This is a genomic window from Saccharopolyspora hattusasensis (assembly GCF_050972075.1).
GTDB lineage: Bacteria > Actinomycetota > Actinomycetes > Mycobacteriales > Pseudonocardiaceae > Saccharopolyspora > Saccharopolyspora hattusasensis.
Window position 1 is genome coordinate 4,748,257 of sequence record NZ_JBPCDC010000001.1, and the last position, 26,565, is coordinate 4,774,821.

The window sequence follows — 26,565 nt, forward strand, 5'->3', positions numbered from 1 at the left end:
CGGACCTTCGATTTCAATGGAACTTGCGGAGGACGGACCGGGCCGCCGGGCGAGGCAGTGGCTGCGGCACTCGCAGTGGCTCCGGCATTCGTAGTGGCTGCGGCATTCGTAGTGGCTCCGGCTCCCGCAGTGGCCGCGGTCGCGGCATGCGACTCTCCGAAGTCGACGGGCTTGTTCACCATCACTCGTGAGCGCGCTTGCTCGCGATCGGTCGGCGTAGCAGGCTCACGGGTGACGCCCGTCACCCAGGCGGAGCAGTCCGTTCCCGACCGTCCGCGCACCGCGGGCCAGTTCCTCCGAGGAGGCCGCCCAAATGCCGCGCATCACCGTCAACGTCGACGGCACCAAATACTCCGATGAGGTCGAGCCGCGCATGCTGCTCGTCCAATACCTCCGCGAACGCCTAGGCAAAGTCGGCACCGTCGTCGGTTGCGACACAAGCAACTGCGGCGCGTGCACCGTCCACCTGGACGGCCACAGCGTGAAATCGTGCTCGGTGCTTGCGGTGCAGGCCGACGGGCACGACGTCACCACCGTCGAGGGGCTCGCCCAAGACGGCCGGCTGCACCCCTTGCAGCAGGCGTTCCACGACAACCACGCCCTCCAGTGTGGGTTCTGCACGCCCGGGATGATCATGCAGGCCCTGGACCTGCTCGCCGAGGTGCACGAACCCGACGACCAGCAGATCCGGGAAGGCATGGAGGGAAACCTCTGTCGCTGCACCGGATACCAGAACATCGTCCGCGCGGTCCGCGACGCGTCGCAGCGCATGCAGCCGGGCGCCGGCCCCGCGGTGGAGCACGCCCCCGGAGAAGCACAGTCACAAGCTCCCGTCCCGCGAACGCCTGCTGACGAGCACGTCGAGACGAGGGTGACGGGAGGTCGGCAGTCATGACATCAGTCCTGGAACCCGAGCTCGGGCGCGCCCGCAAACGCAAGGAGGACGCGCGGCTGATCACCGGCCGCACCCGCTGGACCGACAACCTGACCCCGATGGGCACGTTGCACCTGGCGATCCTGCGTAGTCCGGTCGCGCACGCCCGGATCACGTCGATCAACACCGACGAGGCGCGGCGGATGCCCGGCGTTTCAGCGGTCTTCACCGGCCGCGACATCGCCGACGAGCAGGGCAGCCTACCGTGCGCGTGGCCGATCACCGAGGACATGAAGGCCCCGGCGGCGCCGCCGCTGGCCGTGGACGAGGTGTGCTTCGCCGGAGAAGCGGTGGCCGTGGTGGCGGCGCGCAGCGCGGCCGAGGCGCGCGACGCGCTAGACGCCATCGACGTCGACTACGAGGACCTGCCGGTCGTGCTCGACATGGCAGCGGCGCTGCAGCCGGATTCGCCGCTGGTGCACGACGACCTGGGCACCAACCGCAACGCGACCTGGACGTTCGACTCGGCCGAGGCGGGCACCGGCGGCGACGTCGAACAGGCGCTGAGCAGCGCGGAAGTCCGCGTCGACCGGACCTTCCGGCAGCAGCGGCTGATCCCGGCGTTCATGGAGCCGCGCTCCGTGGTCGTCGACCCGACCGGCGAGCAGATCACCATGTGGTCGGCCACCCAGGTGCCGCACATCCTGCGGCTGATGCTGTCCATGTCGCTCGGCGTGCCGGAGCAGAAGATCCGGGTCATCGCGCCGGACGTGGGCGGCGGGTTCGGCGGCAAGCTGCAGGTGACGCCGGAGGAGGTCATCGCCTTCGTGCTGGCCCGCAAGCTCGGCCGACCGGTGAAGTGGACCGAAACGCGCTCCGAGACGATGGTCTCCGGGCACCACGGTCGCGACCAGATCCAGAAGCTGTCGATGTCGGCGACCCGCGACGGCAAGATCACCGGGCTGAAGGTCGAGCTGCTCGCCGACATGGGCGCCTACCTGCGGCTGGTCACGCCGGGCGTCCCGATCCTGGGCGCGTTCATGTTCAACGCGATCTACAAGATCCCCGCTTACCACTTCAGCTGTACCAACGTGTTCACCAACAAGACCCCGACCGACGCCTACCGCGGCGCGGGCCGGCCGGAGGCCACGTTCGCCATCGAGCGGATGATGGACGAGCTCGCCGCCGAACTCGGTGTGGACCCGATGGAGCTGCGGCGCAAGAACTGGATCGCGCACGACGAGTTCCCGTACGACACGGTCGCCGGGCTGACCTACGACTCCGGAAACTACGAGGCCGCCACCGACAAGGCCGTGGAGTTGTTCGGTTACCAGGCGCTTCGCGAGGAGCAGGAGGAGCGGCGGCGCTCCGGCGATCCCGTGCAGCTGGGCATCGGCATCTCGACGTTCACCGAGATGTGCGGGCTGGCGCCGTCGCGGGTGCTGGGCTCGCTGTCCTACGGCGCGGGCGGTTGGGAGCACGCCTCGATCCGGGTGCTGCCGACCGGGAAGGTCGAAGTCGTCACGGGAACTTCGCCGCACGGGCAGGGGCACGTGACGGCGTGGAGCCAGATCGTGGCCGACCGGCTCGGCGTCCCGTTCGAGGACGTCGAGGTGCTGCACGGCGACACTCAGATCTCGCCGAAGGGAATGGACACCTACGGGTCGCGGTCGCTGGCCGTCGGCGGCATGGCGGTGGTCAGCGCCGCCGACAAGGTCGTCGAGAAGGCCAAGAAGATCGCGGCGCACCTGCTGGAATGCGCCGAGGACGACGTCGAGTTCGCCTCGGGGCGGTTCGGGGTCCGAGGCACCGACCGCGGCACCGCGCTCGCCGAGATCGCGCTCGCCACGTTCGCCGCGCACGACCTGCCGGAAGGGGTGGAGCCGAACCTGGACGCCGACGCGACGTTCGACCCGGAGAACTTCTCCTTCCCGCACGGCACCCACCTGTGCGCGACCGAAGTGGACACCGAGACCGGCGAGGTCAAGATCCGCAAGTACGTCTGCGTCGACGACATCGGCACCGTGATCAACCCGCTGATCGTGGAGGGCCAGGTGCACGGCGGGCTGGCGCAGGGCATCGCGCAGGCCCTGTTCGAGGAGGCCGTCTACGACGAGACCGGCACGCTGACGACCGGGACGTTGGCCGACTACCTGATCCCGTCGGCCGCCGACCTGCCGGAATTCATCACCGACCGCACCGAAACCCGCGCGACGTCGAACGTGCTGGGCGTCAAGGGAGTCGGTGAGGCGGGCACCATCGCCTCGACCCCGGCGGTGGTGAACGCGGTCGTCGACGCCCTGCGGCCGATGGGCGTTAACGACGTGCAAATGCCGTGCTCGCCGCAGCGGGTGTGGCGGGCCGTGACCGGTGCCCGCGAAAGCAGCGCCACCGCGCCGGAAGCCGGCGGCGGACTCGGCTCGATGGACGTCCAAGGAGGTAACCGGTGATTCCCGCCCAGTTCGACTACGTCTCGCCCTCCACAGTGGAGGAAGCGGTCGCCGCGCTCTCCGAGGCCGGGGAGGACGCCAAGGTGCTGGCCGGCGGGCAGAGCCTGCTGCCGGTGCTGCGGATGCGGCTGGCCGATCCGCAGCTGATCATCGACCTCGGCCGCATCCCCGCCCTGCGCGGCGTGCGCGAGGAAGGCGACGTGCTGGTCATCGGCGCGATGACAACGCACCACGACGTCATGCACGATCCGCTGGTGCAGCAGCACGCGCAGCTGCTCGCGCTGACCACCCGCACGGTCGCCGACCCGCAGGTGCGTCACCTCGGCACCTTCGGCGGCTCGCTGGCGCACGCCGACCCGGCGGGCGACCTGCCGGCCCCAGCGCTGGTGCTGGACGCCGAAATGGTGCTGGCCGGGCCGTCCGGGCGGCGCACCGTGCCCGCGGCGGACTTCTTCGTCGACTACTTCACCACCGCGCTGGAACCTGATGAGCTGCTGGTCGAGGTGCGGATGCCGAAGTGGACGGGGTGGAGCGCGCACTACGAGAAGTTCAACCGCGTCGCCCAGGCCTGGTCGATCGTCGGCGTGGCCGCTGTGGTGCGGGTGTCCGAGGGGACGATCGCCGAGGCCCGAATCGGCCTGACCAACATGGGCCCGACGCCGATCCGGGCCCGCGGCGTCGAGCAAGCCCTGGTCGGTCAGCCCGCCACGGCGGACGCGATCCGGGCGGCCGCCCGGCACGCCACCGAGGGCACCAGCCCGGCGTCCGACGCCAGCGCGGACGTCGACTACCGCGAGCACCTCGCCGAGGTCCTCACCGGCCGCGCCGTGCTCGCCGCGGCGGGCGGCTAGACCCGAGGCGAAGCCGCCCGTGAGTCTTTCGAGCCGCCCCGGCAACCCGAAAGACTCACGGGCGGTCGCGCAGGTCGTACGGATGCGTCAACCGCAATGATCCAAATGGGGTAGGCACCAGCCGCGCGGGCTGGGAAGCTGGTAGTGGATTGTGACGAGGTCGCGCGGGCCAGGGAGGCGGCCGGGTATGGACGGGGTATCCCGCAGCTGAGGCGGTGCCCAAGGTCCGGCGCGATCTTCGAGACAGCTTCTTCAGGAAGGACGGCTCTTTCGAGCCGAGCTCGGTCGAACCAGGAGGACCCTCCAGTGCAGATGCAGCACCAGTTCAGCGTTCCGGTGCCGGTCGACGTGGCGTGGAAGGCGCTGCTCGACCCGGAGCGTGTCGCCCCGTGCATGCCCGGCGCCACGCTCACCAAGGCCGAGGGCAACGACTTCGCCGGCTCGGTCAAGGTCAAGCTCGGCCCGGTCACCCTGCTCTACAAGGGCACCGGCACCTTCAAGGAGGTCGACGAGTCCGCCCGCCGGGTGGTCATCGATGCCAGCGGCAAGGACTCGCGCGGCAGCGGCACCGCCGCCGCGACGGTAGCCGCTGTGCTCCAGCCGGAAGGGAACACCACCGCGGTCACGGTGGACACCGACCTGAAGGTCACCGGCAAGCCGGCGCAGCTCGGCCGCGGCCTGATCTCCGAGGTCGGCGGCAAGATCCTGAATCAGTTCGCGGCGAACCTCGCGAAGCGCCTCACCGAGGAGGAACCGGCGGAGGCGCCGGCCAAGGAGGCTGCGGCCCCGGCATCCGGCGGCGCGGAGAAGGCCGCGGCGTCGGCGCCTGCCGAGGAGAAGGCCAAGCCGTCGGCGCCTGCAGGGGAGAAGGCCGCGGCGTCGGCGCCTGCGGAGGAGAAGGTCGCGGCGGGCAAGGCGAGCTGGCGGGTTACCCCGGCGGGCAGCCACGACACGTTCGCCAGCACCGCCAAGGAGGAGCCCACGCGCAAGGCGGACGCGGTGGTGACCGGCGCAGCGGCGCCGTCGGACGAGGCGATCGACCTCCTCGGCACGGCGGGAGCCCCGGTCCTCAAGCGCCTGGCCCCGGTCGCGGTGGCCGTCGTGGTCCTCGGCCTCGCGTTCCGCATCATCCGGCGCCGCCGGCGCCGCCGCGCCTGACCGCCCGGCCGTCACCCGGACCGATTCCTAACGGAGTCGTGAGTCCTTCAGACAGCCGTAACGGCCCGCAGGACTCACGACTCCGCGAGCAGGCCGTGCACCCGGCGGAGCCGGTCGAGCCAGTACCGCTGCACATCGGCAGGCGGCGTAGCGGCCGCGACCATAGCAGGATCCGGCACCGGCGGGCGGCGGAGCACCGGCAGGTGGCCGTCCACGGGCAGCAGCGAGTCGGCGACGACGTCGCCGTCGAGCAGCGCCACCGTGCCGAGGCCGCAGGCGAAGGGGAGCTCGGGCAGCGAGCCCGCCAGGGCGAGCTGCGCGGCGAGGCCGACGCTGCTCTCCACTGCGGAGGACACGACGCAGGGCAGGCCGCAGGCCTCGGCGACGCGCAGCGCGCGGCGGACGCCACCCAGCGGCGTGGCCTTGATGATCGCGACGTCGGCCGCTCCGGCGACCGCCACGCGCAGCGGGTCCTCGGCGCGGCGGATACTCTCGTCGGCCGCGATCCGGACGTCCACCCGGCGGCGGACCGCGGCGAGTTCGTCGATCGTCGGGCACGGTTGTTCCGCGTACTCCAGGCCTCCGGCCGCCTTGTCCAGCTCGCGGATGCGGGTGATCGCCGTTTCGACGTCCCAGGCGGCGTTGGCGTCGACCCGGATCGCGCCGCCCGGGCCAAGCGCGTCGCGGACCGCCGCTACGCGTTCGACGTCGTCACCGGGGGACTGGCCGGGCTCGGCGATCTTGACCTTCACCGTGCCGCAGCCGGACGCCGCGACGATCGCCGCGGCCTTCTCCGCCGGCACGGCGGGCACCGTGCAGTTGACCGGGATGCGGTCGCGCACCGGCTCCGGCCATTCCTCGGTGCACGCCTCCAGCGCCGCCCGCAGCCACGGCACCGACTGGGCGTCGTCGTAGTCCTCGAACGGGCAGAACTCGCCCCACCCGGCCGGTCCGCTCAGCAGGACTCCTCGCCGGACCGTGACGCCCCGGAACTTGTTGCGCATCGGCAGCGCGTACACCCGCACCGCGCCCAACTCCGCCAAGTCGATCATCGCAGGGGCCATGACCCGATCCTAATGAGCACGCAGCCGCCACGGCGCGTCAAGAGCACGCAACGACCGACGGCCGCTGACGCCGCGATTTCAATGGAAATCAGAGATCCGATTTCCATTGAAATCGAAGGAGTTGTCCACATCGGTCGGCGTGTCGGCCCACGACACGCCGGCGGAGTGCGATTTCCATTGAAATCGAAGGTCCGATTTCAATGGAAATTGCACTCCCACCTACACCACGCCGGGGCGGCCGAGGTCGAAGACGTCCACCTCGAACCGCGCCCACTGCTGGCGCAGCGCGGTGACGCCGTTGTCCAGGATGTAGTTCAGCTCGCCGAGGGTCACCGGCAGCAGCGTGAACACCTGGAGCTGCTCCACGCCGTCCGGATCGGTGAACCTGGTGAACTCCGGCGGGAACAGCGGGTGGCCGCTGGCGAGCACCCCGTGGAACTCGGTGCCCGGCAGCAGCGGCTGCTCGTTCGGCACGATCTGGTCCGGCACCAGGTGGGTTCGCTGCTGCACCAGCACTCCGGCGGTGAGGTCGACCAGGTGCCGGGCGGCTTCGGTCTGCTCCTTGTAGACCGTGCAGGCGAGCTCCTGGGCGGGTTCGGCGCCCAGCGGTTGGAAGCGCAGCCCGGTGCTGATCACCGTGGTCAGGTGGTACTGCTCCAGGTGGAAGAACACCAGCCCGTAGCCGCGGTTGGTGCCGTGCACGTTCGGGGGCTCGGCCCCGGTCGGCGCCCCCGCGTGGCGTTCGAGGCTTTCCGCGAGTCCGACGAATCGGTGCGCTCCGCCCAGTGCCGCACGTTCCTGCTCGGTGGCCATCCGATCTCCAGTGTCTTGCGGGACGCCCGCACCCCGTGTTCATTCCGGCGCCCAAACCCGAGGCCGCCCCCCGCCTGAGCCCGCGGGCGCCGCACCCGAGTCGGCGAGCCTGCGCAGCTCATCGGGTGTTGCGCGCGTTCATCGCAACGGTAGCCGCCGCAGGACCCAACTCGGACACTTTTGGATGACAGCTGACCGTCCCCAAAAGTCGTCACCCGATGTCCGGGATGGCGGGCCCGAGCAGGTCGTCGGCGTCGACGATCCGGTACGCGTAGCCCTGCTCGGCGAGGAACCGCTGCCGGTGCGCCGCGTAGTCGGTGTCCAGGGTGTCCCGCGAGACGACCGAGTAGAAGTGCGCCTGCTTGCGCTTGGCCTTCGGCCGCAGCAGCCGACCGAGCCGCTGCGCCTCCTCCTGCCGCGACCCGAACGTCCCGGACACCTGCACCGCGACCGATGCCTCCGGCAGGTCGATCGAGAAGTTCGCCACCTTCGACACCACGAGCCGCTTGATCTCGCCGCGCCGGAAGGCGTCGAACAGTGCCTCGCGCTCCTTGTTCTTCGTCGAACCCTCCACGATAGGCGCGTTCAGCGCCTCGCCCAGCTCGTGCAGCTGCTCCAGGTACGCGCCGATGACCAGGGCGGGCTCGCCCGGGTGCCGGTCCAGGATCGCCTTGACCACCGGGGCCTTGGTGCGCGCCGTGGAGCACATCTTGTAGCGCTCGTCGGCCTCGGCCGTGGCGTACTCCAGCCGCTCGTTGTCGGTCAGCGTCACCCGGACCTCGATGCACTCGGCGGGCGCGATCCAGCCCTGCGCCTCGATGTCCTTCCACGGCGCGTCGTAGCGCTTGGGCCCGATCAGCGAGAACACGTCGCCTTCCCGGCCGTCCTCGCGGACCAGGGTCGCGGTGAGCCCGAGGCGCCGCCGGGACTGCAGGTCGGCGGTCATCCGGAACACCGGCGCGGGCAGCAGGTGCACCTCGTCGTAGACCACCAGCCCCCAGTCGCGGGAGTCGAACAGCTCCAGGTGCTTGTACTCGCCCTTGGAACGGCGGGTGATCACCTGGTAGGTCGCGATGGTGACCGGCCGGATCTCCTTCTTCTCGCCGGAGTACTCGCCGATCTCGGTTTCGGTCAGCGACGTCCGCTCGATCAGTTCCCGCTTCCACTGCCGCCCGGCGACGGTGTTGGTGACCAGGATCAACGTGGTGGCCTGCGCCTCGGCCATCGCCGCCGCGCCGACCAGTGTCTTGCCCGCGCCGCAGGGCAGCACCACGACGCCCGAGCCGCCGGCCCAGAACGACTGCACGGCCTGCGCCTGGTAGTCGCGCAGCTGCCAGCCGTCCTGCTGCAGCATGATTGGGTGCGCCTCACCGTCGACGTAACCGGCGAGGTCCTCGGCGGGCCAGCCGACCTTCAGCAGTAGCTGCTTGAGCCGCCCGCGTTCGCTGGGGTGCACGACCACGGTGTCGTCGTCGATGCGGGCGCCCAGCATCGGGTTGATCTTCTTGTTCCGCAGGATCTCTTCCAGCACCGCGCGGTCCAGCGAGTTCAGCACTAGGCCATGCGCCGGGTCGTTGGCCAGCTGCAGGCGGCCGAAGCGGCCCATCGTCTCGACGATGTCCACCAGCAGCGGCTGCGGCACGGGGTAGCGCGAGTAGCGCACCAGCCCGTCCACCACCTGCTCCGCGTCGTGCCCGGCGGCGCGAGCGTTCCACAGCGCGAGCGGCGTGATGCGGTAGGTGTGCACGTGCTCCGGGGCGCGCTCCAGCTCCGCGAACGGTGCGATGGCGGTACGGGTCTCGTCGGCGAGGTCGTGGTCGACCTCGAGCAGCAGGGTCTTGTCAGACTGGACGATCAGGGGTCCGTCGGTCACGGGTGCGCAGCTCCCTCGGGTCGGACGGCTTCTTCGCAGGTGATCAGCGGTGCCGGGGACACCTGTCGGACTCCGCACCCAGTATTCCATCATCGCGGACCGCGCTCCCCGGCCCGGGTGCCGCCTACGGCAGGCGACGAGTCTCACCGCGTCGACATGATCGTGCTCTCAAGCTGTCATGTTGATCGGGTCCACTGACATCGCCCCGATTTTCGGAATCCGATGGTCTCCATACGTCAATACGTCATGTATCCAGATGATCGACGAAGATTCCGATGAGAATACGTCCGCCCAGTCCGCCCAGCCGCTGCTCAGGCAATGTGAAGTGCACGCGATTCCGTGCGGGGTGCTGTTTCGCATGCCACTCGCAGCGATAAGTCTCTCCGTCGTGCTCCACATCTCGCTGCCGCATTAGGGCGGGGTCAAATGGTCGTAGCGACACCAGGATAAGATCTTGGTAGCGTCGTGTGGACGATCAGGGGGCCGTCGATCGCGGGGCGCGCAGTTCCCTCGGGTCGGACGGTTTCTTCGCAGGTGATCAGCGATGCCGGGGGCATCTGTCGGACTCCGCACGCAGTATTCCACCGTCGCCGCTACCGCCCGTCCGGGCACTGGTGGCGGGGTGCTTCGCCGGTTGCGGTTGCGGGCTCAGCGGGCCGGCAGGACCAACCGCAGGGCGGTTCCCCCGGCATCCGGGCGCCGGGCCGAGACGGACCCGCCGTGCCGTGCCGCGATCTCGCTGACCAGCGCCAGCCCGAGGCCGTAGCGCCGGGTCCCGCGGTCGGTGCCGCCGGGGGCCGAGGAGAACCGCTTGAACAACGTCGGCAAGATCGCCGGGTCGATGCCGGGCCCGTCGTCGACCACCTCGACCATCGTCGAGCGCGTGTCGGTGCTGAGCTCCACCCGCACGTCCGCTCGCGCGTGCCGGACCGCGTTGTCCAGCAGCGCGTTCAGCGCGCGCAGCAGGCCCGCGTCGAAGCCGATGACCTCGATCGGGCCGGGCGCTTCGAGCCGCACCGAAACGCCCTGCCGCTCGGCTGCCGGGCGGGCGGCGGACACCGCCTGCTCGGCGAGCTCGGTGAGCGCCACCGGGCGCAGGGGCATCTCGCCGCGCGGGTCGGCCGTCAGCAGCAGGTCTTCGAGGATCGTCGCGAGCCGGTCGGCATCCGCGACCAGACCGTCCACATCGGACCGGATGCGGTCCGGGCCTGCATCTCGGCCGAGCCTGCGGCGGACCAACTGGGCCCGGGTGCTCAACAGTGTCAACGGGGTGCGCAACTCGTGGCTCGCATCGGCGACGAAACGCCGTTGCAGCGCTAGTGCTTCCGCCAGCGGTGCCACCGCGCGCCGCCCCAGCCACGCTCCGGCCAGGCCGGCGAGCACCAGGCCCGCGCCTCCGGCGATGACCAGCGCCTGGATGATGCGGATGCGTTCGGCGTGCGCGTCGCGCAAGCTCAGCACCGCTTGCACGACGTCCGCCCCGTGCGGCTGGGTGCGGACGTAGAACTCGCGCCCCTCCACCACGACGTCCGCCGACCGCCGGAAGGGGCTGAACCGCCGGTCCACCTCCCGCAGCCAGTCGAAGGCCCGCGACGCGGCGGCGAGCGCCGGTGGCGGGGCCGACCGCACGTCCATCGAAATCGGCAGGCCCATGAGGTGCTCCACGCGCCGGATGTGGGAACCCGTTCCGCTCGCCACGGCTACCCGCCCTGGGAGTCGATCGCGGCCTGCAGGGACTCGGCGTAGGCCTCGCTGGTGGGGGTGGCACCGGACACCGCCTCGAGCTTCGCGCTCTGCGCCTGCAGCGCCTCCTGCCGCAGCGCCGGAGCGGCGCCGCCGGCGATCCGCCTGCTGCGCCGGTCGGCGGGCTCGGTGATCAGCTGGACGTCGGTGATCTTGGTGCCCGTGAACACCACCCGCACCTGGTAGGGCCCGTACTCGGTCCGCACCAGCGAGCCGTCGACGGACTTGCCCGGTCCCGGGGGGAGCGGTCCCTGCCTGGGGTGGAGTCGAAGGTGCGGCGGGCTGCGGGGCGGGCGCCGCGCGCGTCGCCGCGCCGGTGTCCGGCTGGTAGCGCAACAGCGGGAGCGAACCCGCGATCGCGAGGGCCAGGATCACGACGAAACGTCGCATGTCATCACTCCTCAGGCCGCGAAGGCGAATCGTTCGGTGTGGCACTGGTCCCGGGGTACTTCGAGGTCGCGCAGGACGCCGAGGAGCGCGTCGGTCATGCCGGGCGGACCGCAGAGGAAGACGTCGCGGTGCCGGACACCGGGCACCAGGGCGGCGATGTGCTGCGGGCCCATGATCGGTCCATGGCGGCCGACCGCGGTCGCGGGACCGATCACGACGTGCAGCCGGGCCCCGACCCGCTGCGCCAGCCCCTGCAACTCCGAGACCAGCACCGCGTCCTGCCGGTCGCGGACGCGGTAGAGCACCACGACGTCGTTGCGGATTCGGGAGAATTCCTCCAGCAGCGCGCGGATCGGCGTCACCCCGACTCCGCCGCCGATCAGCAGGACACCGCGATGGGTGCACTGCTCGGCGGTGAACGCGCCGTAGGGGCCTTCGGCGAGGACCCGCGTTCCCACCCGCAGGTTGCGCAGCGCGGCGCTGCCGTCGCCGAGCGCTTTCACCGTGATGCGCAGCGTCTTCCCGTTCGGCATGGCCGACAGCGAGTACGGATGGGCTTGCGTCCAAAGGCCTTTGGCGACGAACCGCCACAGGAAGAACTGGCCGGCCCGCGCGGGCAGCCGGTCCAGCCGACGACCGCCGATGTGGACCGACACCACGTCCGGGCCTTCCGGGACCACCGCCACCACCCGGGTGTCGTGCCGCACCATCCGCCAGATCGGCAGCGAAGTCGTTGCCGATCGTCACCTGGTGGGAGGAAGCCGAGCACGACGGCCAGGTAGGCCCCGAGGTGCAGGAGGTGCCAGGTCTCGTACCGCATCCTCCGTCGAGCGGCCCGCGCGGAGGTGGCGCCGACCACGACGAGCAGTAGCGTGCCCGGCCGCGGCCAGCAGCACGTCCCGGGTTCCGAGCACCAAATACGAACTCCGGAAGCACCGGGCTGCCGTCCTGCTCGGCGTACCCGACCGTGATCAGTACGACGTGCGCGAGCACCAGCCAGAGGACCCAGCTGCCCGTCCACCGGTGCCAGCTCGTGAGCCGGTCCATGCCCAGCCGTCGTTCCAGCCAGGGCACCCGCGCGATGAGCACCAGCTGCAGCACCAGCACCAACGCACCGCCGAGGCCGGTCAACCGGCCCAGCGCCAGCACCAGGCCCTGCGGACCGGCCAGCACGCCGGCCTCGCCGCCGAGCACGAAGAGGTCGACCACCCACATCGCGTTGAGCGCCTGCAGGGCCAGGAGCCACCACTGCGCGTCGCCCGCCCGTGTCCCGCGCCGAATCGATCGCACGTCGCCGAGTCTCGGCCGCGTTTCTGGGAAGAACTTTGGAAAAGCACCGGGCAACCGGCGCGGGGACGCGGGAGTGCTGCGAACGGTGATCGCGTGCTTCCACTGCGTGTTCCACCATTGCCGCGATCACCCGATCGGGCACTGTTGGTGGGGGTAACTCGGCTAAATTGCTCGTTGCGAACAGAAAACCGGAGGAGCAGTGAGTTATCCACCGCAAGATCCGTACGGAGCGCAGTCCGGACCGTACGGTGGGCAGTCGGGCCAGTACCCCTCGGGGTCGTACCCGTCGGGCCAGTACCCGCCGCAGAACGGCTCGGACGACTTCTGGCGCCACGTCGCGGGAAACCAGCCCCCGATGCCGCCGAAGAAGAGCCGCACCGGGCTCGTCGTCGCCCTGGCCGGCGCCGGTGCGGTGGTGGTCATCGGCATCGTGGTGACGATCATCCTGGTGGTCGTGAACAGCAACGGCGGCAGCAACACCAGCCACAACGCCGGCAGCACGACCAGCAGCAGTCCGACCGGCATCGGCAGCACGAGCTCCAGCACGAGCTCCAGCACGAGCACCAGCTCCAGCAGCCAGTTCGCGGTCGGCAACTGCATCGACCTGCTCAGCGAGAAGGGCGGCGACATGAACGCCGCGACCTGCGGTTCCGCGGACTCGGACTACGAGATCGTCGACGTCCAGCGCGGCACCGACCACTCGGTGTGCGGGGACAACTACAGCAACGTCACCGGCAGCAAGACCTACTGCATCGTCTTGGACGTCAAGGCGGGCGACTGCCTCACGGGGTTCAACGACTCCGTCGATGTCCTGCCGCTGAAGATCGACTGCAGCACGGCAGACGACCAGGTGACCGAGGTAGCCAACAGCACCGACCCGAAGATCGCCTGTGCGCAGGGCGAGGGCTACTACGTCTTCGCGGACCGCACCGTCTGCTTCGGCGACGTCCAGGGCGCCTGAGCGGTCGTGAGTGCGCGACCGAGCCCGGCACGCCTGTACCCGAGCCCTGTCCCCGTGCCCGGTCGCACTCACGACCCCGGATTTCCGGTAAATCGGGCCTTTTCCGCTGACCGGTCGTGGCGGGCCCGTCGTCTCGACTAGGTTTGCCCGACCTAGATCGTTTCCGGAGTTCGGCGACTGCCTGCACGTCCCGGTGGCCGGTATCGAGACCAAGGTGCGCTGCGACGAACCGGGCGCGAAACGAGCCGGGTCACCGGGGTGACGTCGAACACCGGCGGCGCGGCGGTTTGCCCGCCCGGGACGAGCCGGACGGCGATCTACCCCGATCCGGCGCGAACGGTGTGCACCGTGCCGTCCGCTCAGTGACCAACGCGATCTGGTTCCGCTGCCCTCGATGTGATGTCGTGTCTGGGCAACCCCGCAGGTGAACGGGGGTGCTCGCACGATGAGGGAGGGCTTCGATGCGCAGCGAAGACCACACGATCCGTGACATCACCCGGGGTCTGATGCGAGAACTCGGGCTGACCACGGTGTTCGGCAACCCGGGTACGACCGAGGTGCCGTTCCTGACCGGGTGGCCGGACGATTTCCGCTACGTGCTCGGCCTGCAGGAGTCCGTGGTCGTCGCGATGGCCGACGGTTACGCGCAGTCCCGCCGGGAGCCGGTGCTGGTCAACCTGCACTCCGCCGGCGGCGTGGGGCACGCGCTCGGCGCGATCTTCACCGCGTACCGCAACCGAACGCCGATGATCGTGACGGCCGGGCAGCAGACCCGCACCCTGATGTTCGACGAGCCGTTCCTCGGTGCCACCGACGCCGCCGATTTCCCCAAGCCGTACGTGAAATGGAGCTACGAGCCGGCCCGCGCAGCGGACGTCCCCGCGGCCCTGGTGCGCGCCTACCAGCTGGCGACGACCCCGCCGTACGGCCCGGTTTTCGTGTCGATCCCGGCCGACGACTGGGACGAGCCCGGCGTGCCGGTGACGGCCCGGCCGCGCACCCCCGGTTCCGCCCCGGACCCGGCCGTCGTCGCCGACCTCGCCGAGGCGCTGCGGAGCTGCGAGCGCCCGGCGTTCGTCGTCGGCCCGGCGGTGGACGCCGACGGCGTGGTCGAGGACCTGGTCGACCTGGCGGAGAAGGCGCAGGCGGCTGTTTACGTGGCGCCGATGTCGCCGCGCTGCTCGTTCCCCGAGGACCACCCGCAGTTCGCCGGTTTCCTGCAGCCCGAGCAGCGGTTGCTGACCGCTGAGCTCGCCGGGCACGACCTCGTCGTGGTGTGGGGCGCGCCAGCGTTCACCTACCACGTGTACCGCGGCGAGAGCGAAGTCGAGCTGCCCGAGCTCTTCCTGGTGCACGACGATCCGCAGGTGCTCGGCCGGGCCCGGGAGGGGCGCGGCGTGCTGGGCACGCTGGCGCATTCTGTGCGGCAAGTCAACGAGAAGGTCGAGGCGCAGCAGCGAAGCGCGCCGGCGACCTACCGGCGGCCGCCGAAACCGGCCGCGTCCACGCCGATGACCGCCGCCTACGTCTTCGACACGATCGCCGGGGCGCTGCCCGCGGACGCGGCTGTGGTGGAGGAAACCCCCAGCCACCGCAACGACCTTCACGAGCACTTCCCGATCCGGTCCACCGATGGCGGGTTCTTCACCGGATTCTCCGGCGCGCTCGGTTACGGCATCGGCGCGGCCGTCGGGGTAGCGATGGCGGACCCGACGCGGCGCACGGTCGCGCTGATCGGCGACGGTTCCAGCATGTACGGGATCCAGTCGGTGTGGACCGCGGTCCGGGAGCAGGCTCCCGTCACGTTCGTGATCATGGACAACTCGCGGTACGCGGCGGTGGCGGTGCTGGGCGAGGCGGCGGGCGGCAGCAAGCTGCCCGGCGTGGATCTCGGCGGCATCGACTTCGCCACGCTGGCCACCGGCCTGGGCTGCCGGACCAAGCTGGTCCAGTCCCCGGCGGAGCTGGACGCGGCCCTCGTGGAGGAGTTCGCGGGCCAGGCCGGACCGACCCTCCTGCACGTCAGGGTCGACCCGGGCCAGCGCTACCTGTACTGACTTGGTGTTCCACCTGCCCAGGACCCTGAGTGCTTTTGGGGCGCTGTAGAGGCTGTTTGAGAACTCGTTGTGTTCTCTGCCGAGGAGTTCGACGTGATCCGCTCGCAGTTCGCGTGCGGGTTGCAGGCACCGATCGCGTTGCGCCCGCCGGACAAGCGACCGCCGACCGCCGAGGACCAGCGCCTGGTGTTCATGGGCGTCTCCGGCGGGCTCGGCGTCGGCCGCGCGGCGGCAATGCCGTTGGCGGGCTTGGGGATCGCGGCGCTGAACCCGGTGGTGCTGCCGGTGACCGGGCGCGTGGGGAGGGGGCGTTCGCGCCCGGTCACCGGGGGCGGGCCGGTGCGGCGGAGGTCGGGGATAACACCGCATCGGCCCCGCTGGGTGGGTTTTTCGAGGTGAGGGGCACCCTTGGGCGGTACAGCCGCTGAAGAGGCGGTACAGCCGCTCAAGGGTGCCCCTCACCTATCACCTAATGGTGTGGTTCAGGTGCGGAGGTGGTGGCGGCCGGTGGGCTCGTCGATGTCGCCGGGTGCGTCGGGGTCGGCGGTGGGGAATTCCGGTGGTATGTGGGGATGTTCTCGTTCCGCCCGGTGTTCTTCTGTCGCGGCGCGGGTTTCGGCTTCGATGTCGGCTATGAGGTGCCAGACGGTGTAGGCGCCTTCGGCGCCTCCGGCGTGTTGGCCTGTGGAGAAAGCGATGGTTCTCGCCGGTAGCTGGGTGGTGAGCATGGCGAGGATCAGCAGGTTGAACAGGACGAACGTGCTGAGCTGAATCCAGAACATGGTGAGGTTCCTTCCGAGGTGCGAGCGCGACGATTTCGCGCGAAATCGCCCGTCCCTGGGGTGTCACAGGCGGGTGGTGAGGGTGTGCCAGCAGCGCATGCAGGTGTCCTCCCGAATCCAGTCCACTTCGGACCGGTCGTGCAGCTCCGCCGCGCCCGCCTCCGAACCACAGAACGCCTTCACCCGTTCCTCGCGCGGAGCTTTCGTTGCTGCGATCGGAAAAGCGTGACGGCCGCCCGTGACCGGGCGCCAGACGTAGGTCAAGTAGTCAGACATCAGAGCCTCTCTTGATCGATATACTGCAAGTCTTGCAATATTTGGAAATGCTTGCAACCACACGATTGAGGGAGATCAAACGCGAGCTCGCTTGCACGTAATCTTGTGTCCATGCAGGACACACCTCGGGCCAGAGCGCTGGCGAAGGAGCTCCGTGCGGTACGCAACGCGGCTGGCGCGACGATGCGGCAGGCCGGTGATGTCTTGGGCTGGTCCGAGGCGAAGGTCAGTCGCTTTGAGACAGCACGGCGCGGCCTAACTTTGGAGAACGTGCGACTGTTCCTGGACGCACTGTCGGTCGCCGGGAAGACCCGTGATCGGCTGCTGAAGATGGCTCGCGAACTTGACCAGCCGGTTTGGTGGGAGTTCGGCGGCGGGGTCCCTGTCCAACTGACCGAGCTCGCGGACGCCGAGAGCCGGGCAGTTCACATCACTTCAGTTGCCGATGTGCGTATCCCCGGCCTCCTGCAAACGCGGGATCATTCTCGCGCTCTGCTGTCGGCGTTCGGTGTCGAGCCGAGTGATCGCATTGAGCAGCTGATCGCTATTCGACAAGTACGCCAAGGGATTCTCACGAAGCCGGACCCTGTTGAGTACGAAGCGATCCTCGACGAAGCCGTGCTTGGCCGAGCGGTGGGCAGTGGTCGGCTAATGGCAGAACAGCTCCACCAAATCGTCAAGATGGCAGCTCGCGACAACATCGCGATCCAGGTCATTCCGTTCTCCGCTGGAGAGCACACCGGGCTGGACGGCGGCTTCCACCTGCTGGAGTTCTTGAGTTCCAGTCCGGTCGTCCATCTGGAGCAACGTCGTAGCGGAGCGTTCCTAGATGACCCGGACGACGTAGCCCCATTCGTGCAAGCTCGGTCTACGTTGCGGCAGACAGCGCTGGAACCGGATGACTCCCTGGAGCTCATCTCGACCTACGCGAAGCGGCACGAACGCGAAGGGTGAGCCTTGATGAACGTGATCAACTGGCGGAAGTCCAGTTACAGCGGCAGCCAGTCAGAGTGCGTCGAGGTTGGCTGGAGGAAGTCGAGCCGAAGCGCCGGACAAGGAAACTGCGTTGAGGTCGGGGGCGGGCCGGGCATCGTCGGCGTTCGGGATACGAAGGACCGGGATGGTGCCATGCTGATGTTCCCCCGGCGGCAGTGGGTGGCGTTCGTCTCGGGGTTGCGGGATCGCCGCTGGTGAATTGGGCCGTTCGGGCGTTTCGTGGAGACGTTTCACGAATGTTGTCCGGGCTGGAACCTGGCTCTTGTACTCTCTGTGTTCGTGATCACACCACCGTGTGACCAGCGGTGATCACGAACGTGGAGGGGAGCTGCGTTGACCATGGAGATGGAAGGCTTAGCCGCAGGCGCGAGCGCGCTGGCCGGACGGGCGGAGGGGCTGCGCGCGGCGGTCGACAACGGCCAGCTCGTCATGGACCCAGAGGCGGCCGAACGCGTCGCGCGCGTCTACGCCGAGAAGGCTGACGATATACTGTTCGAAATCCAGGACGTTGAGCGGCTGATCGCACGCGACGCTTATGGCAACTGTTTCATCGGTCGCCAGATGGATAAGAAGATGGCGGACAAGATCGAACATCCGGAGTTCGGTGCTGTGCCGATTCTGCAGAAGATGGAACAGATCTTACGCAACATCGCCCAGGCCTACCGAGATTCAGCTCGGGACATGCAGAACACTGACGACGACCGGGCTCATGACTTGAGGAAGAACGTCTGATCTGATGGGAGCTATGAGGAAGACACGTTCAGTTGCTGCTGCCCTCGCTGGAGTCGGTTTGCTGCTAGCCGGCTGCGCAGGAGGCAGCGGTCAGCAGGAGCAACAGCCCCAGGCATCCAACGGGCCGTCACCATTGGCAAGCTTCGATCCGTGCACCGTGCTCACGCAAGAACAGATGCAGAAGTACGAGCTGAGGCTGAATCAGGTGCGGCCCGTCGACGAACTGGGTGATGTCGGGTGCAAGATCGGCGGCGAGGTGTTCTTCCTAGGTTTGTACAAGGCTGAGAGCGACGATCTCGCTTACTGGGAGAGTCAACGCAGCAACTTCGCAGAGTTCGAAAAGAACCGGGTGGGGCCGCGCGAAGGCATCCGTGGCATAGCGAACGGCACGCAAGGGCACGGACTCTGCCGCGAGATCATCGAGGTTGCTGGCGGATCCGTCTGGGTTCAGGTCGCTTACAAGTCCGACAAGCTCGAAGGCAGCGATCCCTGTGGGAAGGCGTTGGAGATCGCGCAGGCCATCGAACCAAAGCTGCCTAGGTAAGGCCTGTCGAGGGGGAACGACGTGGGCAACTGGTTTACCGATGGAGTTAGAGAGGCCGGGGGCTCCGCCTCCGACCTGTGGGCCGGTATGACCGGCGGTGAGACGCGGGCACAAGAGCAGCAGCGGATGCGCCAGCAGCTCGCCACCGCCGCCAGTCAGAAGCAGCACGCCGATCTGGCGCAGCAGCAACAGGGTCTCCAGATCGGCGGTACCGATCCGGCTTCGATCAACCAGCACGACAACTGGAACAACTGGGATCAGGCAAGGCTGGCCAATCAGCTGAAGCCTTCGCTGAATGTTCAGGATCTCAATGCCAAGGGGCAAGCTGTCGTTGCGCTCGGTTCCAGGATCGCCGAGATCTTTGCCGACCTGGACTCCAGGACCCGCCAGGCCGCTGGTGACGGGATGCGAGGGAAGGCTGCTGAGGCCGGGCTTGGTGCTGCCAAGCCGCTGCAGGATTGGGGGCAGCAGTTCGGCGACTCCGTGCGTGGGACCGGCCTGAAGATCCAGGAAGCCGGGGTCGCCGCCGGACAGACCAAGGCGCAGTTGCAGCCGCCCGAGGACTACAACGGCACCCGCACCGTGATAGCGACTGTGCTCAGCCCTGCCGGCGGGATCATGGACGCCGGCGCGCAGATGCGGGAGCGGGCCGAGGCGGACAAGCAGGCTCGGCAGATCGTGCAGAACGTCTACACGCCCGGTTACACCGCCGTGGACTCCAGCACCCCGACGTTCCCGCCGCCGGTCGACCCACTGAACCCACCACCACCGCCGCCCAACCAGGGCCGCGACACGCAGAGCATTTCCAGCAACACCCCGAGCAGCACCGGCCGAACCGGCACGAGAACCGGCAGCACGCCGAACATCCCGAGCGGACCTGATCCGTCCAGTGTGGACCCGCGTGGCATCGGTGACGGTTATCGCCCGCCCGCGCAAAGCGGCTCCCAGTGGACGAATCCGCCCACGCCGACGATGCCCGGCCCCGGCCTCGCATCCGCTCCGCCAGGTGCCCAACCGCCCGGCGGCGGCTTCATCGGCGCCATGCCGCCCGGCGGCGGCGCGGGCGGCGCTGGCCTGGGTGGTCGCGGTGCCGGTGGCATGGGTGCAGGCGGCCGCGGCGCAGGAGGTTTGGGCGCAGGAGGCTTGGGCGCTGGTGGTCGGGCTGGTGCCGGTGGTCCCGGCATGGGCGTGGGTGGCCGGGCCGGTGCCGGCGGACTCGGTGCCGCAGCGGGCGCCGGCTCGGGTGCCGCCGGTGCCGCCGGTGGTCGCGGTGCGGCCGGTGGCGGAGCGGGCGCGGGTGCCGGTCAGCGCGGCAAGGGCAGCGAGGACCAGGAGCATGAGCGGCCGAGCTGGCTGGAAGAACAAGACGACATCTGGCTCGACGACATGCCGAGGACGGCACCGCCCGTCTTCGGCGAATAACACCAACCGGGGGTAACGCGTGTCCGAGCGATGGCTGCTGCCACCGCTGTGGTTCGACTTGTGCTGGGAAATCGGGAGATTCGACGAATACCCGTTCCCCATCGCGGTGCGCTCGCACGGCGCGACGCTCGAGGAGCGCGCCGTGCTCCGCCAGCGGGCGCTGCCCGAGCTGCAGGCCGCCGGCCTGCTTGCCGGTGACGGCCTCGCCCCGCGCTTCGCTCAGTCGCTCGCCCAGCTCGCTAAGCCGGGCCTGTGGATCGAAGGGCTCTGGATACCCGACGACACAAACGAATCCCCGACCCGGCTGCTGGCAGTGGCCACCGAGGAAGGCGCGGTGCTGCTCGTCCAGGACCCGGGTGAATCCGAACAGCACGGGGGTGACCTGCGGATCTCCGTGCATCCGCGGACCTCGGTCGGCGCCGCGGCGGTCCAGGGCATGCCGCCGTCCCCACCCGGGAAACGCCCGCGCTTGGCGGTTCCGGTCGCCGATCTCACACCGCGCGACAACGCCGACGAAAGCTTCGAGAACGTCGACATGATGCAGTCCGCCGGTCCGAAGCGAGCCGCCCCGGCGGCCACGACGCTGCGCGCGATGACCGAGGAAAGCCACTTCCGCGACGGCCAGTTCACCGCGAACCTCCGCGACCGGCTGGGCCGCACGCACCGTTCCCAAGTGCTGAAGTGGTTCGACGCCTTCGAACCGGACGGCCGCTACGGCCTGACCCAACAACACCGCCCAGGCCTTGGCCCAGAACTCGTCCTCGCCCCACTAGGACCAGCAGAACTCGGCGCGGCCCTGGAAAACCGGATCGCCGAAATCCGCACCGCCAGCTGAACACCACTCGGGCTCGTGAGCGCTCAGAGGTGTTATAGCTTATGTTATAGCTTGATATAGCAACAAAAACCCTTCGTGGGCACTCCCTGAGGAACGACTGTCCACAACGGAGCAGTTTCTGCGGTGCGAGCTTTCCGGGCGCCGATTGCTGATCGGGTGAAGCGTGAAGGGCGCCCATGACCGGGTCAAAGGAGCCCTTCAATCGAAAGCGTCAGTTGTGGGCGTCGGCCTTCTCGGTCTCCGCCTTCTCGGCCTCCGCCCACTGCTTCGCAGTGGACTTCACCGAGTCGTCCACATCGGACTTCTCGGTCGGCTCCGCCGTCACGGCCACGGCCGCGTCGGCTGCCGCCACCGGGGCTTGGGCGCTGCGGACGTCGAGGAGGCGGGCCACCTCGCTGCGGAGATAGACGAAGGTCTCCGACTCGCGGGTGGTGATCTGGTCCCGCTCGTCGCCGAGCGGGATCTCCAGGTCCGCCACGATCGACGCCGGGGACTTCGACAGCACGAACACCCGGTCCGCCAGGTAGATGCTCTCGTCGATGTCGTGGGTGACCAGCAGGACCGTGCTGTCGAACTGCTTGCGGACCCGCAGCAGCAGGTCCTCCAGCTCGAAGCGGGTCTGGGCGTCGACCGAGGCGAACGGCTCGTCCATCAGCAGCAGCGACGGCCGGCAGGCCAGCGCGCGGGCGATCGACACCCGCTGCTGCATGCCGCCGGAGAGCTGCCACGGGTACTTCTTCGCGGCGGCGCCCAAGCCCACCCACTCCAGCACCTCATCGGCCCGGCTGCGCCGCTCGACCTTGCTCAAACCCCTGGAGCGCAACGGGAATTCGACGTTGGACCGCACCGAGAGCCAGGGGAACAGCGATCGGCTGTAGTCCTGGAACACCACGGCCAGGTCCGCCGGCACGCCGTTCACGGGGGTGCCGTCCAGCCGGACGTCGCCTGCGGTGGGCTTGATCAGCCCGGAGATGGAGCGCAGCATGGTCGACTTGCCGCAGCCGGACGGGCCGACGATGCAGGCCAGTTCACCGGTGCGCACCTGGAACGTCAGGTCGGTGATGGCCTGGTGACCTTCTCCGCCGCCGTAGCGGTGTCCGAGCCCGGAGACTTCGAGCATGGTCTTGGTTTCGGTCATTGGAATTCAGCCTCCGACTACTTGGTGCGCCTGCGGCGGTTGCCAGCTCAGCGCGCGGCGCTCCACCACGAGCAGCAGGGTGTTGAGGACGTATCCGAGGATGCCCAGCAGCACGATGCCCGCCCACATGGCGGGGAAGTCGAACTGCCGCTGGTCGAAGACCAGCCGGTAGCCGATGCCGTCGGTGGAGCCGACGAGTTCGGAGACGACCATCAGCACCAGCGCCAGCGACAGGCTCACCCGCAGTCCGGCGAAGATCTTCGGTGTCGCCGCGGGCAGCACCACCCCGAACACCCAGTGCGAGCGGGGGATGCGGAACGACCGGATGGTGTCCACCTTGACCTGGTCCACGGAGCGGACGCCGTCGACGGTGTTCAGCAGGATCGGCCAAATCACGCCGAAGACGATCACGGTGATCTGCATCTGCGCGCCGATGCCCAGCAGCACCAGGAAGACCGGCACCAGCACCGGCGGCGGGATGGCCCGCATGAACGCCATCAGCGGTCCAAAGTAGTCCAGCGCGGTGCGGGACCGGCCGAGGAGGGTGCCGAGCGCGACGCCGAGCACCACCGCGATGAGCCAGCCCACGGCGATCCGCCCGAGGCTGGCCAGCATGTCCGTGAAAGCCTCGTCGGTCAGGAACAGCGACGAAGCCGGTCCGCTGAACCACTTCTCCACCGCGGTGCCGACGATCTGCGTCGGGGGCGGGAAGAACGCGCTCTGCGCGACGCGGGTGAGCAGTTCCCACACCACGATCGCGATGATGAAGACCACCCAGCGCTGCAGGAATCCGCGCATCCTGATCATGCCGCCTCCCGATCGACCGCGCTCCACCGGAAGCCGTGCTTGTGCACCAGTTCCAGTGCCTCGTTGATGAGGTAGCCGACGATCCCGGCGACCAGCGTGCCCGCCAGCACCAGGTCCATCCGGCCCGCGCCGGTGCTCGCGCCGAGGACGAAGGTGCCGAGGCCGCTGGCGCCGCCGGCCAGGAACTCGGTACTGACCACCAGGATCAGGGCCACCGCAGCGGACATCCGGATGCCGGTGAGCACGAACGGCGCCGCGTTCGGCAGCGCCACGGTGAACATCACCCGACCGCGGCCCAACCCGAAGGAGCGCGCGGTATCCACCATGACCGGGTCGATCTCGTCCAGCGCGTAGATGGTGTTGAACAGGATCGGCCACACCGAGGCGTACACCGCGAGCGTGATCTTGGTTTCCGGACCCGCTCCGACCAGCACGATTGCCAGCGGGATCAGCGCCACGGAAGGGATCGGCCGGAGGAACTCGATGATCGCCCGGGTGGCCACCCGGACCCAGCGGACGCTGCCGAGCAGCAGCCCGGCGGGCACCGCGATGGCGATCGAGATGCTCAGCGCGATCGCCCACGCCAGCACGGTGGCGATCAGGTCGAGCAGGAAGGAGCGGTCGCCGAGCAGTTCGGCGAACTGGGCGAGCACTGTGGACGGTGGTGGGAAGTATTGCTGGGGGACGATTCCTGATCGGCTGAAGGCTTCCCACACGATGAGGAAGCCCAGCAGACCGACCAATCCCCGGAGTGTTCTGGTCATTTCTCCGAGTCAGCTCTGCGGCGGAGCAACGATCATGCTCGCCGCGTCGACGTCGTTGCGGATGTAGCCGAATTCCAGCATCAGACGCGGAATCCGCTGGAGGCGGGTTGCGTCGGCGCGGGAGTTCATCTTCAGCAGGGTGATGATCGCCGCGGTCTCCTTGTCGATCTTGGCGAATTGTGGCAGCAGCGGCTCGATCTTGCTGCGGTCCTGGGCCTCGGCCACCGCGCTGTCCATGGCCCGCTGGAAAGCTGCCACGGTCTTCGGGTTCTCGTCGGCGAACTTGGCGGTCGAGACGTAGCCGCCCAGCGGCAGGTCCTCCAGGGGACCGGTCGCGGTGTCCACCACCGGGATGGCGCCGGCGTCGCGGGCGGACAGCGTCAGGAATGGTTCGACGACGAACGCCGCGTCGGCCTGGTCAGTCTTCAGCGCGTTGGGCATGTTAGGGAAGCCGAGCGGCATCCACTGGACCTTGCTGTAGTCCACGCCGTTGGCCTTCATCGAGGCCTTCACCATCAGCTCGGAGATGGTCCCGGCGCCGCTGATCGCGATCTTCTTCCCCGCGAGGTCCTGCGGGCTGTGCACGCCGCCGGCCGGCGAAGCCATGACCATGCAGGTGTTCGGCGTGCTCGACGCGCAGTCCGCGACGATCTTGAGTTTGGTGCCACCCTTGGCCTGGGCGGCGAAGATGGGCACGTAGCTGCTGAAGGTGATGTCGTAGTCGCCGCCGATGGTGCTGGTCAGCGCGGTGCCGCCGTCTGGCGCGTTGATGATCTCGACGGTGAGGCCCTCGCGCTGGAAGTGGCCGTTGCGCACCGCCAGGTGCAGCGGTGCGAGTTCGCTGGTGGGCAGCCCGCCGATCCGCAGGTTCGCCTTCTCGACCTGGGCGTTGCCGCCCTGCTTGTCCTCCGAACCACCTAGGAGTCCGCAACCGCTGGTGCCCATCAGGGCGCCTGCCGTGACCATCCCGCCGGCCAGTTTCAACAGACCTCGGCGGGGAAGGGCGCGGGGACGGGGCCTCATGTGGATCCTCCTGGCATCGGGGTGCGTGCGGGTGCGCGTTTTCCGTTGTGCCGTGCGCCGGGAGCGGAGTGCAGGTCGTGCGATGGCGGCCGTCGCGGGTCGTGCCTGCGGGTGGACGGCGTCGTCGCGGTGTTGACCCGGGGACGAGCGGCGGACTAGCGGGGCGTGCAACGACGCCGGGCCGGTGGTGCGGGGACTCGGTGGCGCTGCGTCTTTCCTCCCGGTGCGGTGGCGGGGTTTGGTGCCCCCGAACTGTAGAAGCTCGGATCACACGCGACAACCAGGCGTAAATAGCTCGTTGCCACTCGTCCCGCGATGAGCCGCGTGATTCACGACACGCGGACCAATATCCGGACAGAATCGTGACGGAGAGTCGAATTCTGCTGGACAATTCGAGGGAACACCGAATGTCGTCTGCACCAATGTGCCGGTGCCATGCCCGAGCGGGACCGCGAGTCCTCCGGGTATGGCGCTCCCAGGGGATCACCGGAGTATGGCGACCCCAGGGGATCACGGCCTCGTGATCAGCGGAAACGTCAGGCCTGTGGCGGGGCCACGATCATGCTCGCGACGTCGATGTCGGTGTTGATGAACCCGAACTCCTTCATCAGGCGCGGCACCCGCTGCAACCGGGTGGCGTCGGCCCGGGAGTTGAACTTCAGCAGGGTGATGATCGCCGCGGTCTCCTTGTCGATCTTGGCGAACTCCGGCAGCAGCGGCTCGATCTTGCTGCGGTCCTGCGCCTCGGCGACGGCGCGGTCCATCACCCGTTGGAACGCCGCGATGGTCTTGGGGTGCTCCTCGCAGAACTTCGCGGTCGCCCCGTAGCCGGTCAGCGGCAGGTCCTCCAGCGGTCCGGTGGCGGTGTCGACGACCGGCACCGCGCCGCCGTCGCGGGCGGCCAGGGTGAGGAACGGCTCGGTGACGATCGCGGCGTCGACCCGGCGCTGCTGCAGCGCGGCGGGCATGGTGATGAACGGGGTCGGCGAGAGCTTCACCTTGGAGTAGTTCACGCCGTAGGCGTTCAGGGTGGCCTTGACCAGCAGTTCGGTGATGGTGTTGGGGCCGCTGATGGCGATCGTCTTGCCTTCGAGGTCCTGCGGGGTGCGCACCCCGGAGTTCGGCGAGGTCATGATCATCGTGGCGTTCGGCGCGGCCGCCGCGCAGTCCGCGACGATCTTCAGCAACGCCGCACCGCTGGCCTGGGCGGCGAAGAACGGCACGTAGCTGCTGTATGTGATGTCGTAGTCGCCGCCGATGGTGCTGTTCAGCGCGGCGCTGCCGTCCGGGGCGTTGACGATCTCGATGGTCAGGCCCTCCTGCTGGAAGTAGCCGTTGCGGACGGCCAGGTGCAGTGGGGCCAGGTCGTTGATCGGCAGTGCGCCGACGCGCAGGTTCGCTTTCTCCACCTGGCCGTTGCCGCCGCTTTCCGCCTGCGAGCCACCGAGGAGCCCGCAGCCGCTCGTGCCCAGCAGCGCACCGGCGGTGACGGCACCACCTGCGAGCTTGAACAGACTCCTGCGGGGCAGGGAGCGGTGGGTGAGGGCGGGGCTCATCTGTTCCTCCTTGCATTGGGTGCGACGTGGAACGGTGGGCTGCGGCGGAGGTGTCGGTGGCGCAGCCGTGCCGATGACGGCGCAGGTGTACCCCGCGAGCGGTACGGGAGATGCGCTGGTGCGCTGTGGACTGAGCCACGAGCAGGGAAGGGCCCTCGTCGGCCAC

General features: G+C 69.0%; 26 protein-coding genes and 2 pseudogenes. 14 read left to right on the forward strand and 14 right to left on the reverse strand.

Annotated elements, in window-relative coordinates:
- Positions 1–313 precede the first annotated feature (313 nt).
- The 4 genes from ACRXBZ_RS22480 to ACRXBZ_RS22495 all read left to right on the forward strand — a co-directional run bounded on the left by ACRXBZ_RS22480 (position 314) and on the right by ACRXBZ_RS22495 (position 5,333).
- Entirely contained in the window at positions 314–895 is a 582-nt protein-coding gene (locus ACRXBZ_RS22480) for a (2Fe-2S)-binding protein (protein ID WP_168586320.1), read from the forward strand.
- Positions 892–3,324 (forward strand): xanthine dehydrogenase family protein molybdopterin-binding subunit, encoded by a 2,433-nt coding sequence (locus ACRXBZ_RS22485; RefSeq protein ID WP_433880779.1) that lies wholly within the window; start codon positions 892–894, stop codon positions 3,322–3,324. The genes ACRXBZ_RS22480 and ACRXBZ_RS22485 overlap by 4 nt, the downstream gene beginning before the upstream one ends.
- Complete coding sequence (locus ACRXBZ_RS22490; RefSeq protein WP_433880780.1) at positions 3,321–4,175, forward strand: FAD binding domain-containing protein; 855 nt, start codon at positions 3,321–3,323, stop codon at positions 4,173–4,175. The genes ACRXBZ_RS22485 and ACRXBZ_RS22490 overlap by 4 nt, the downstream gene beginning before the upstream one ends.
- A gap of 306 nt (positions 4,176–4,481) precedes the next feature.
- Positions 4,482–5,333 (forward strand): SRPBCC family protein, encoded by an 852-nt coding sequence (locus ACRXBZ_RS22495; RefSeq protein ID WP_433880781.1) that lies wholly within the window; start codon positions 4,482–4,484, stop codon positions 5,331–5,333.
- 74 nt (positions 5,334–5,407) lie between these two features.
- Here the strand turns inward: ACRXBZ_RS22495 and ACRXBZ_RS22500 are convergent, their stop codons facing one another.
- From ACRXBZ_RS22500 to ACRXBZ_RS22525, 6 genes are all read right to left on the reverse strand, one after another.
- Positions 5,408–6,397 carry an o-succinylbenzoate synthase gene (locus ACRXBZ_RS22500; protein ID WP_433880782.1) on the reverse strand — a complete coding sequence of 330 codons (990 nt, stop codon included), beginning with the start codon at positions 6,395–6,397 and terminating at the stop codon, positions 5,408–5,410.
- Between the two features lie 219 nt (positions 6,398–6,616).
- The gene (locus ACRXBZ_RS22505) at positions 6,617–7,210 is read right to left on the reverse strand and encodes a suppressor of fused domain protein (RefSeq protein ID WP_168586325.1); all 594 of its coding nucleotides are present in this window, start codon (positions 7,208–7,210) and stop codon (positions 6,617–6,619) included.
- Positions 7,211–7,421: 211 nt separating this feature from the next.
- A complete protein-coding gene (locus ACRXBZ_RS22510) occupies positions 7,422–9,083 on the reverse strand; it encodes a DNA repair helicase XPB (RefSeq protein WP_433880783.1) in 1,662 nt (553 codons plus the stop codon).
- Positions 9,084–9,731: 648 nt separating this feature from the next.
- Entirely contained in the window at positions 9,732–10,736 is a 1,005-nt protein-coding gene (locus ACRXBZ_RS22515) for a sensor histidine kinase (RefSeq protein ID WP_433883942.1), read from the reverse strand.
- 47 nt (positions 10,737–10,783) lie between these two features.
- Complete coding sequence (locus ACRXBZ_RS22520; protein ID WP_433880784.1) at positions 10,784–11,032, reverse strand: FMN-binding protein; 249 nt, start codon at positions 11,030–11,032, stop codon at positions 10,784–10,786.
- Positions 11,033–11,227: 195 nt separating this feature from the next.
- On the reverse strand, positions 11,228–11,926 hold the full coding sequence (locus ACRXBZ_RS22525; protein WP_433880785.1) for a ferric reductase-like transmembrane domain-containing protein: 699 nt from the start codon (positions 11,924–11,926) through the stop codon (positions 11,228–11,230).
- Positions 11,927–11,949: 23 nt separating this feature from the next.
- Here ACRXBZ_RS22525 and ACRXBZ_RS22530 point away from each other — a divergent pair, with 23 nt between their 5' ends.
- A complete protein-coding gene (locus ACRXBZ_RS22530) occupies positions 11,950–12,087 on the forward strand; it encodes a hypothetical protein (protein WP_433880786.1) in 138 nt (45 codons plus the stop codon).
- A 134-nt stretch (positions 12,088–12,221) separates the two neighbouring features.
- Here the strand turns inward: ACRXBZ_RS22530 and ACRXBZ_RS22535 are convergent.
- Positions 12,222–12,431, reverse strand: a pseudogene (locus ACRXBZ_RS22535) (oxidoreductase); the annotation flags it as partial.
- A 274-nt stretch (positions 12,432–12,705) separates the two neighbouring features.
- On the opposite strand from ACRXBZ_RS22535, the gene ACRXBZ_RS22540 reads away from it, so the two are divergent.
- The 3 genes and pseudogenes from ACRXBZ_RS22540 to ACRXBZ_RS22550 all read left to right on the forward strand — a co-directional run.
- Positions 12,706–13,467 (forward strand): hypothetical protein, encoded by a 762-nt coding sequence (locus tag ACRXBZ_RS22540; RefSeq protein WP_433880787.1) that lies wholly within the window; start codon positions 12,706–12,708, stop codon positions 13,465–13,467.
- Positions 13,468–13,928: 461 nt separating this feature from the next.
- On the forward strand, positions 13,929–15,524 hold the full coding sequence (mdlC, locus tag ACRXBZ_RS22545; protein ID WP_433880788.1) for a benzoylformate decarboxylase: 1,596 nt from the start codon (positions 13,929–13,931) through the stop codon (positions 15,522–15,524).
- A 69-nt stretch (positions 15,525–15,593) separates the two neighbouring features.
- Positions 15,594–15,833, forward strand: a pseudogene (locus tag ACRXBZ_RS22550) (dynamin family protein); the annotation flags it as partial.
- Between the two features lie 173 nt (positions 15,834–16,006).
- Here the strand turns inward: ACRXBZ_RS22550 and ACRXBZ_RS22555 are convergent.
- Complete coding sequence (locus ACRXBZ_RS22555) at positions 16,007–16,306, reverse strand: hypothetical protein (protein WP_433880789.1); 300 nt, start codon at positions 16,304–16,306, stop codon at positions 16,007–16,009.
- Positions 16,307–16,369: 63 nt separating this feature from the next.
- The gene (locus tag ACRXBZ_RS22560) at positions 16,370–16,582 is read right to left on the reverse strand and encodes a hypothetical protein (protein ID WP_433880790.1); all 213 of its coding nucleotides are present in this window, start codon (positions 16,580–16,582) and stop codon (positions 16,370–16,372) included.
- A gap of 111 nt (positions 16,583–16,693) precedes the next feature.
- On the opposite strand from ACRXBZ_RS22560, the gene ACRXBZ_RS22565 reads away from it, so the two are divergent.
- From ACRXBZ_RS22565 to ACRXBZ_RS22590, 6 genes are all read left to right on the forward strand, one after another.
- Positions 16,694–17,536, forward strand: coding sequence for a helix-turn-helix domain-containing protein (locus ACRXBZ_RS22565; protein WP_433880791.1), 843 nt, complete (start codon positions 16,694–16,696; stop codon positions 17,534–17,536).
- Between the two features lie 6 nt (positions 17,537–17,542).
- Positions 17,543–17,776 carry a DUF397 domain-containing protein gene (locus ACRXBZ_RS22570; RefSeq protein WP_433880792.1) on the forward strand — a complete coding sequence of 78 codons (234 nt, stop codon included), beginning with the start codon at positions 17,543–17,545 and terminating at the stop codon, positions 17,774–17,776.
- A 141-nt stretch (positions 17,777–17,917) separates the two neighbouring features.
- Positions 17,918–18,310 (forward strand): hypothetical protein, encoded by a 393-nt coding sequence (locus ACRXBZ_RS22575; RefSeq protein ID WP_433883943.1) that lies wholly within the window; start codon positions 17,918–17,920, stop codon positions 18,308–18,310.
- 13 nt (positions 18,311–18,323) lie between these two features.
- Positions 18,324–18,854: a DUF3558 family protein gene (locus ACRXBZ_RS22580; protein WP_433880793.1), complete on the forward strand. Its 531-nt coding sequence runs from the start codon at positions 18,324–18,326 to the stop codon at positions 18,852–18,854.
- Between the two features lie 21 nt (positions 18,855–18,875).
- Positions 18,876–20,276 (forward strand): hypothetical protein, encoded by a 1,401-nt coding sequence (locus ACRXBZ_RS22585; protein WP_433880794.1) that lies wholly within the window; start codon positions 18,876–18,878, stop codon positions 20,274–20,276.
- A 19-nt stretch (positions 20,277–20,295) separates the two neighbouring features.
- Positions 20,296–21,111, forward strand: coding sequence for an ESX secretion-associated protein EspG (locus tag ACRXBZ_RS22590; RefSeq protein ID WP_433880795.1), 816 nt, complete (start codon positions 20,296–20,298; stop codon positions 21,109–21,111).
- A 211-nt stretch (positions 21,112–21,322) separates the two neighbouring features.
- Here ACRXBZ_RS22590 and ACRXBZ_RS22595 read toward each other — a convergent pair whose 3' ends face one another.
- The 5 genes from ACRXBZ_RS22595 to ACRXBZ_RS22615 form a co-directional block, all read right to left on the reverse strand.
- Complete coding sequence (locus ACRXBZ_RS22595) at positions 21,323–22,249, reverse strand: ABC transporter ATP-binding protein (protein WP_433880796.1); 927 nt, start codon at positions 22,247–22,249, stop codon at positions 21,323–21,325.
- Between the two features lie 6 nt (positions 22,250–22,255).
- Positions 22,256–23,056, reverse strand: coding sequence for an ABC transporter permease (locus tag ACRXBZ_RS22600; RefSeq protein WP_433880797.1), 801 nt, complete (start codon positions 23,054–23,056; stop codon positions 22,256–22,258).
- Positions 23,053–23,820: an ABC transporter permease gene (locus ACRXBZ_RS22605; protein ID WP_433880798.1), complete on the reverse strand. Its 768-nt coding sequence runs from the start codon at positions 23,818–23,820 to the stop codon at positions 23,053–23,055. The genes ACRXBZ_RS22600 and ACRXBZ_RS22605 overlap by 4 nt, the downstream gene beginning before the upstream one ends.
- A gap of 9 nt (positions 23,821–23,829) precedes the next feature.
- Positions 23,830–24,843: an ABC transporter substrate-binding protein gene (locus ACRXBZ_RS22610; protein ID WP_433880799.1), complete on the reverse strand. Its 1,014-nt coding sequence runs from the start codon at positions 24,841–24,843 to the stop codon at positions 23,830–23,832.
- A 536-nt stretch (positions 24,844–25,379) separates the two neighbouring features.
- The gene (locus tag ACRXBZ_RS22615; protein WP_433880800.1) at positions 25,380–26,399 is read right to left on the reverse strand and encodes an ABC transporter substrate-binding protein; all 1,020 of its coding nucleotides are present in this window, start codon (positions 26,397–26,399) and stop codon (positions 25,380–25,382) included.
- Positions 26,400–26,565: the final 166 nt, after the last annotated feature.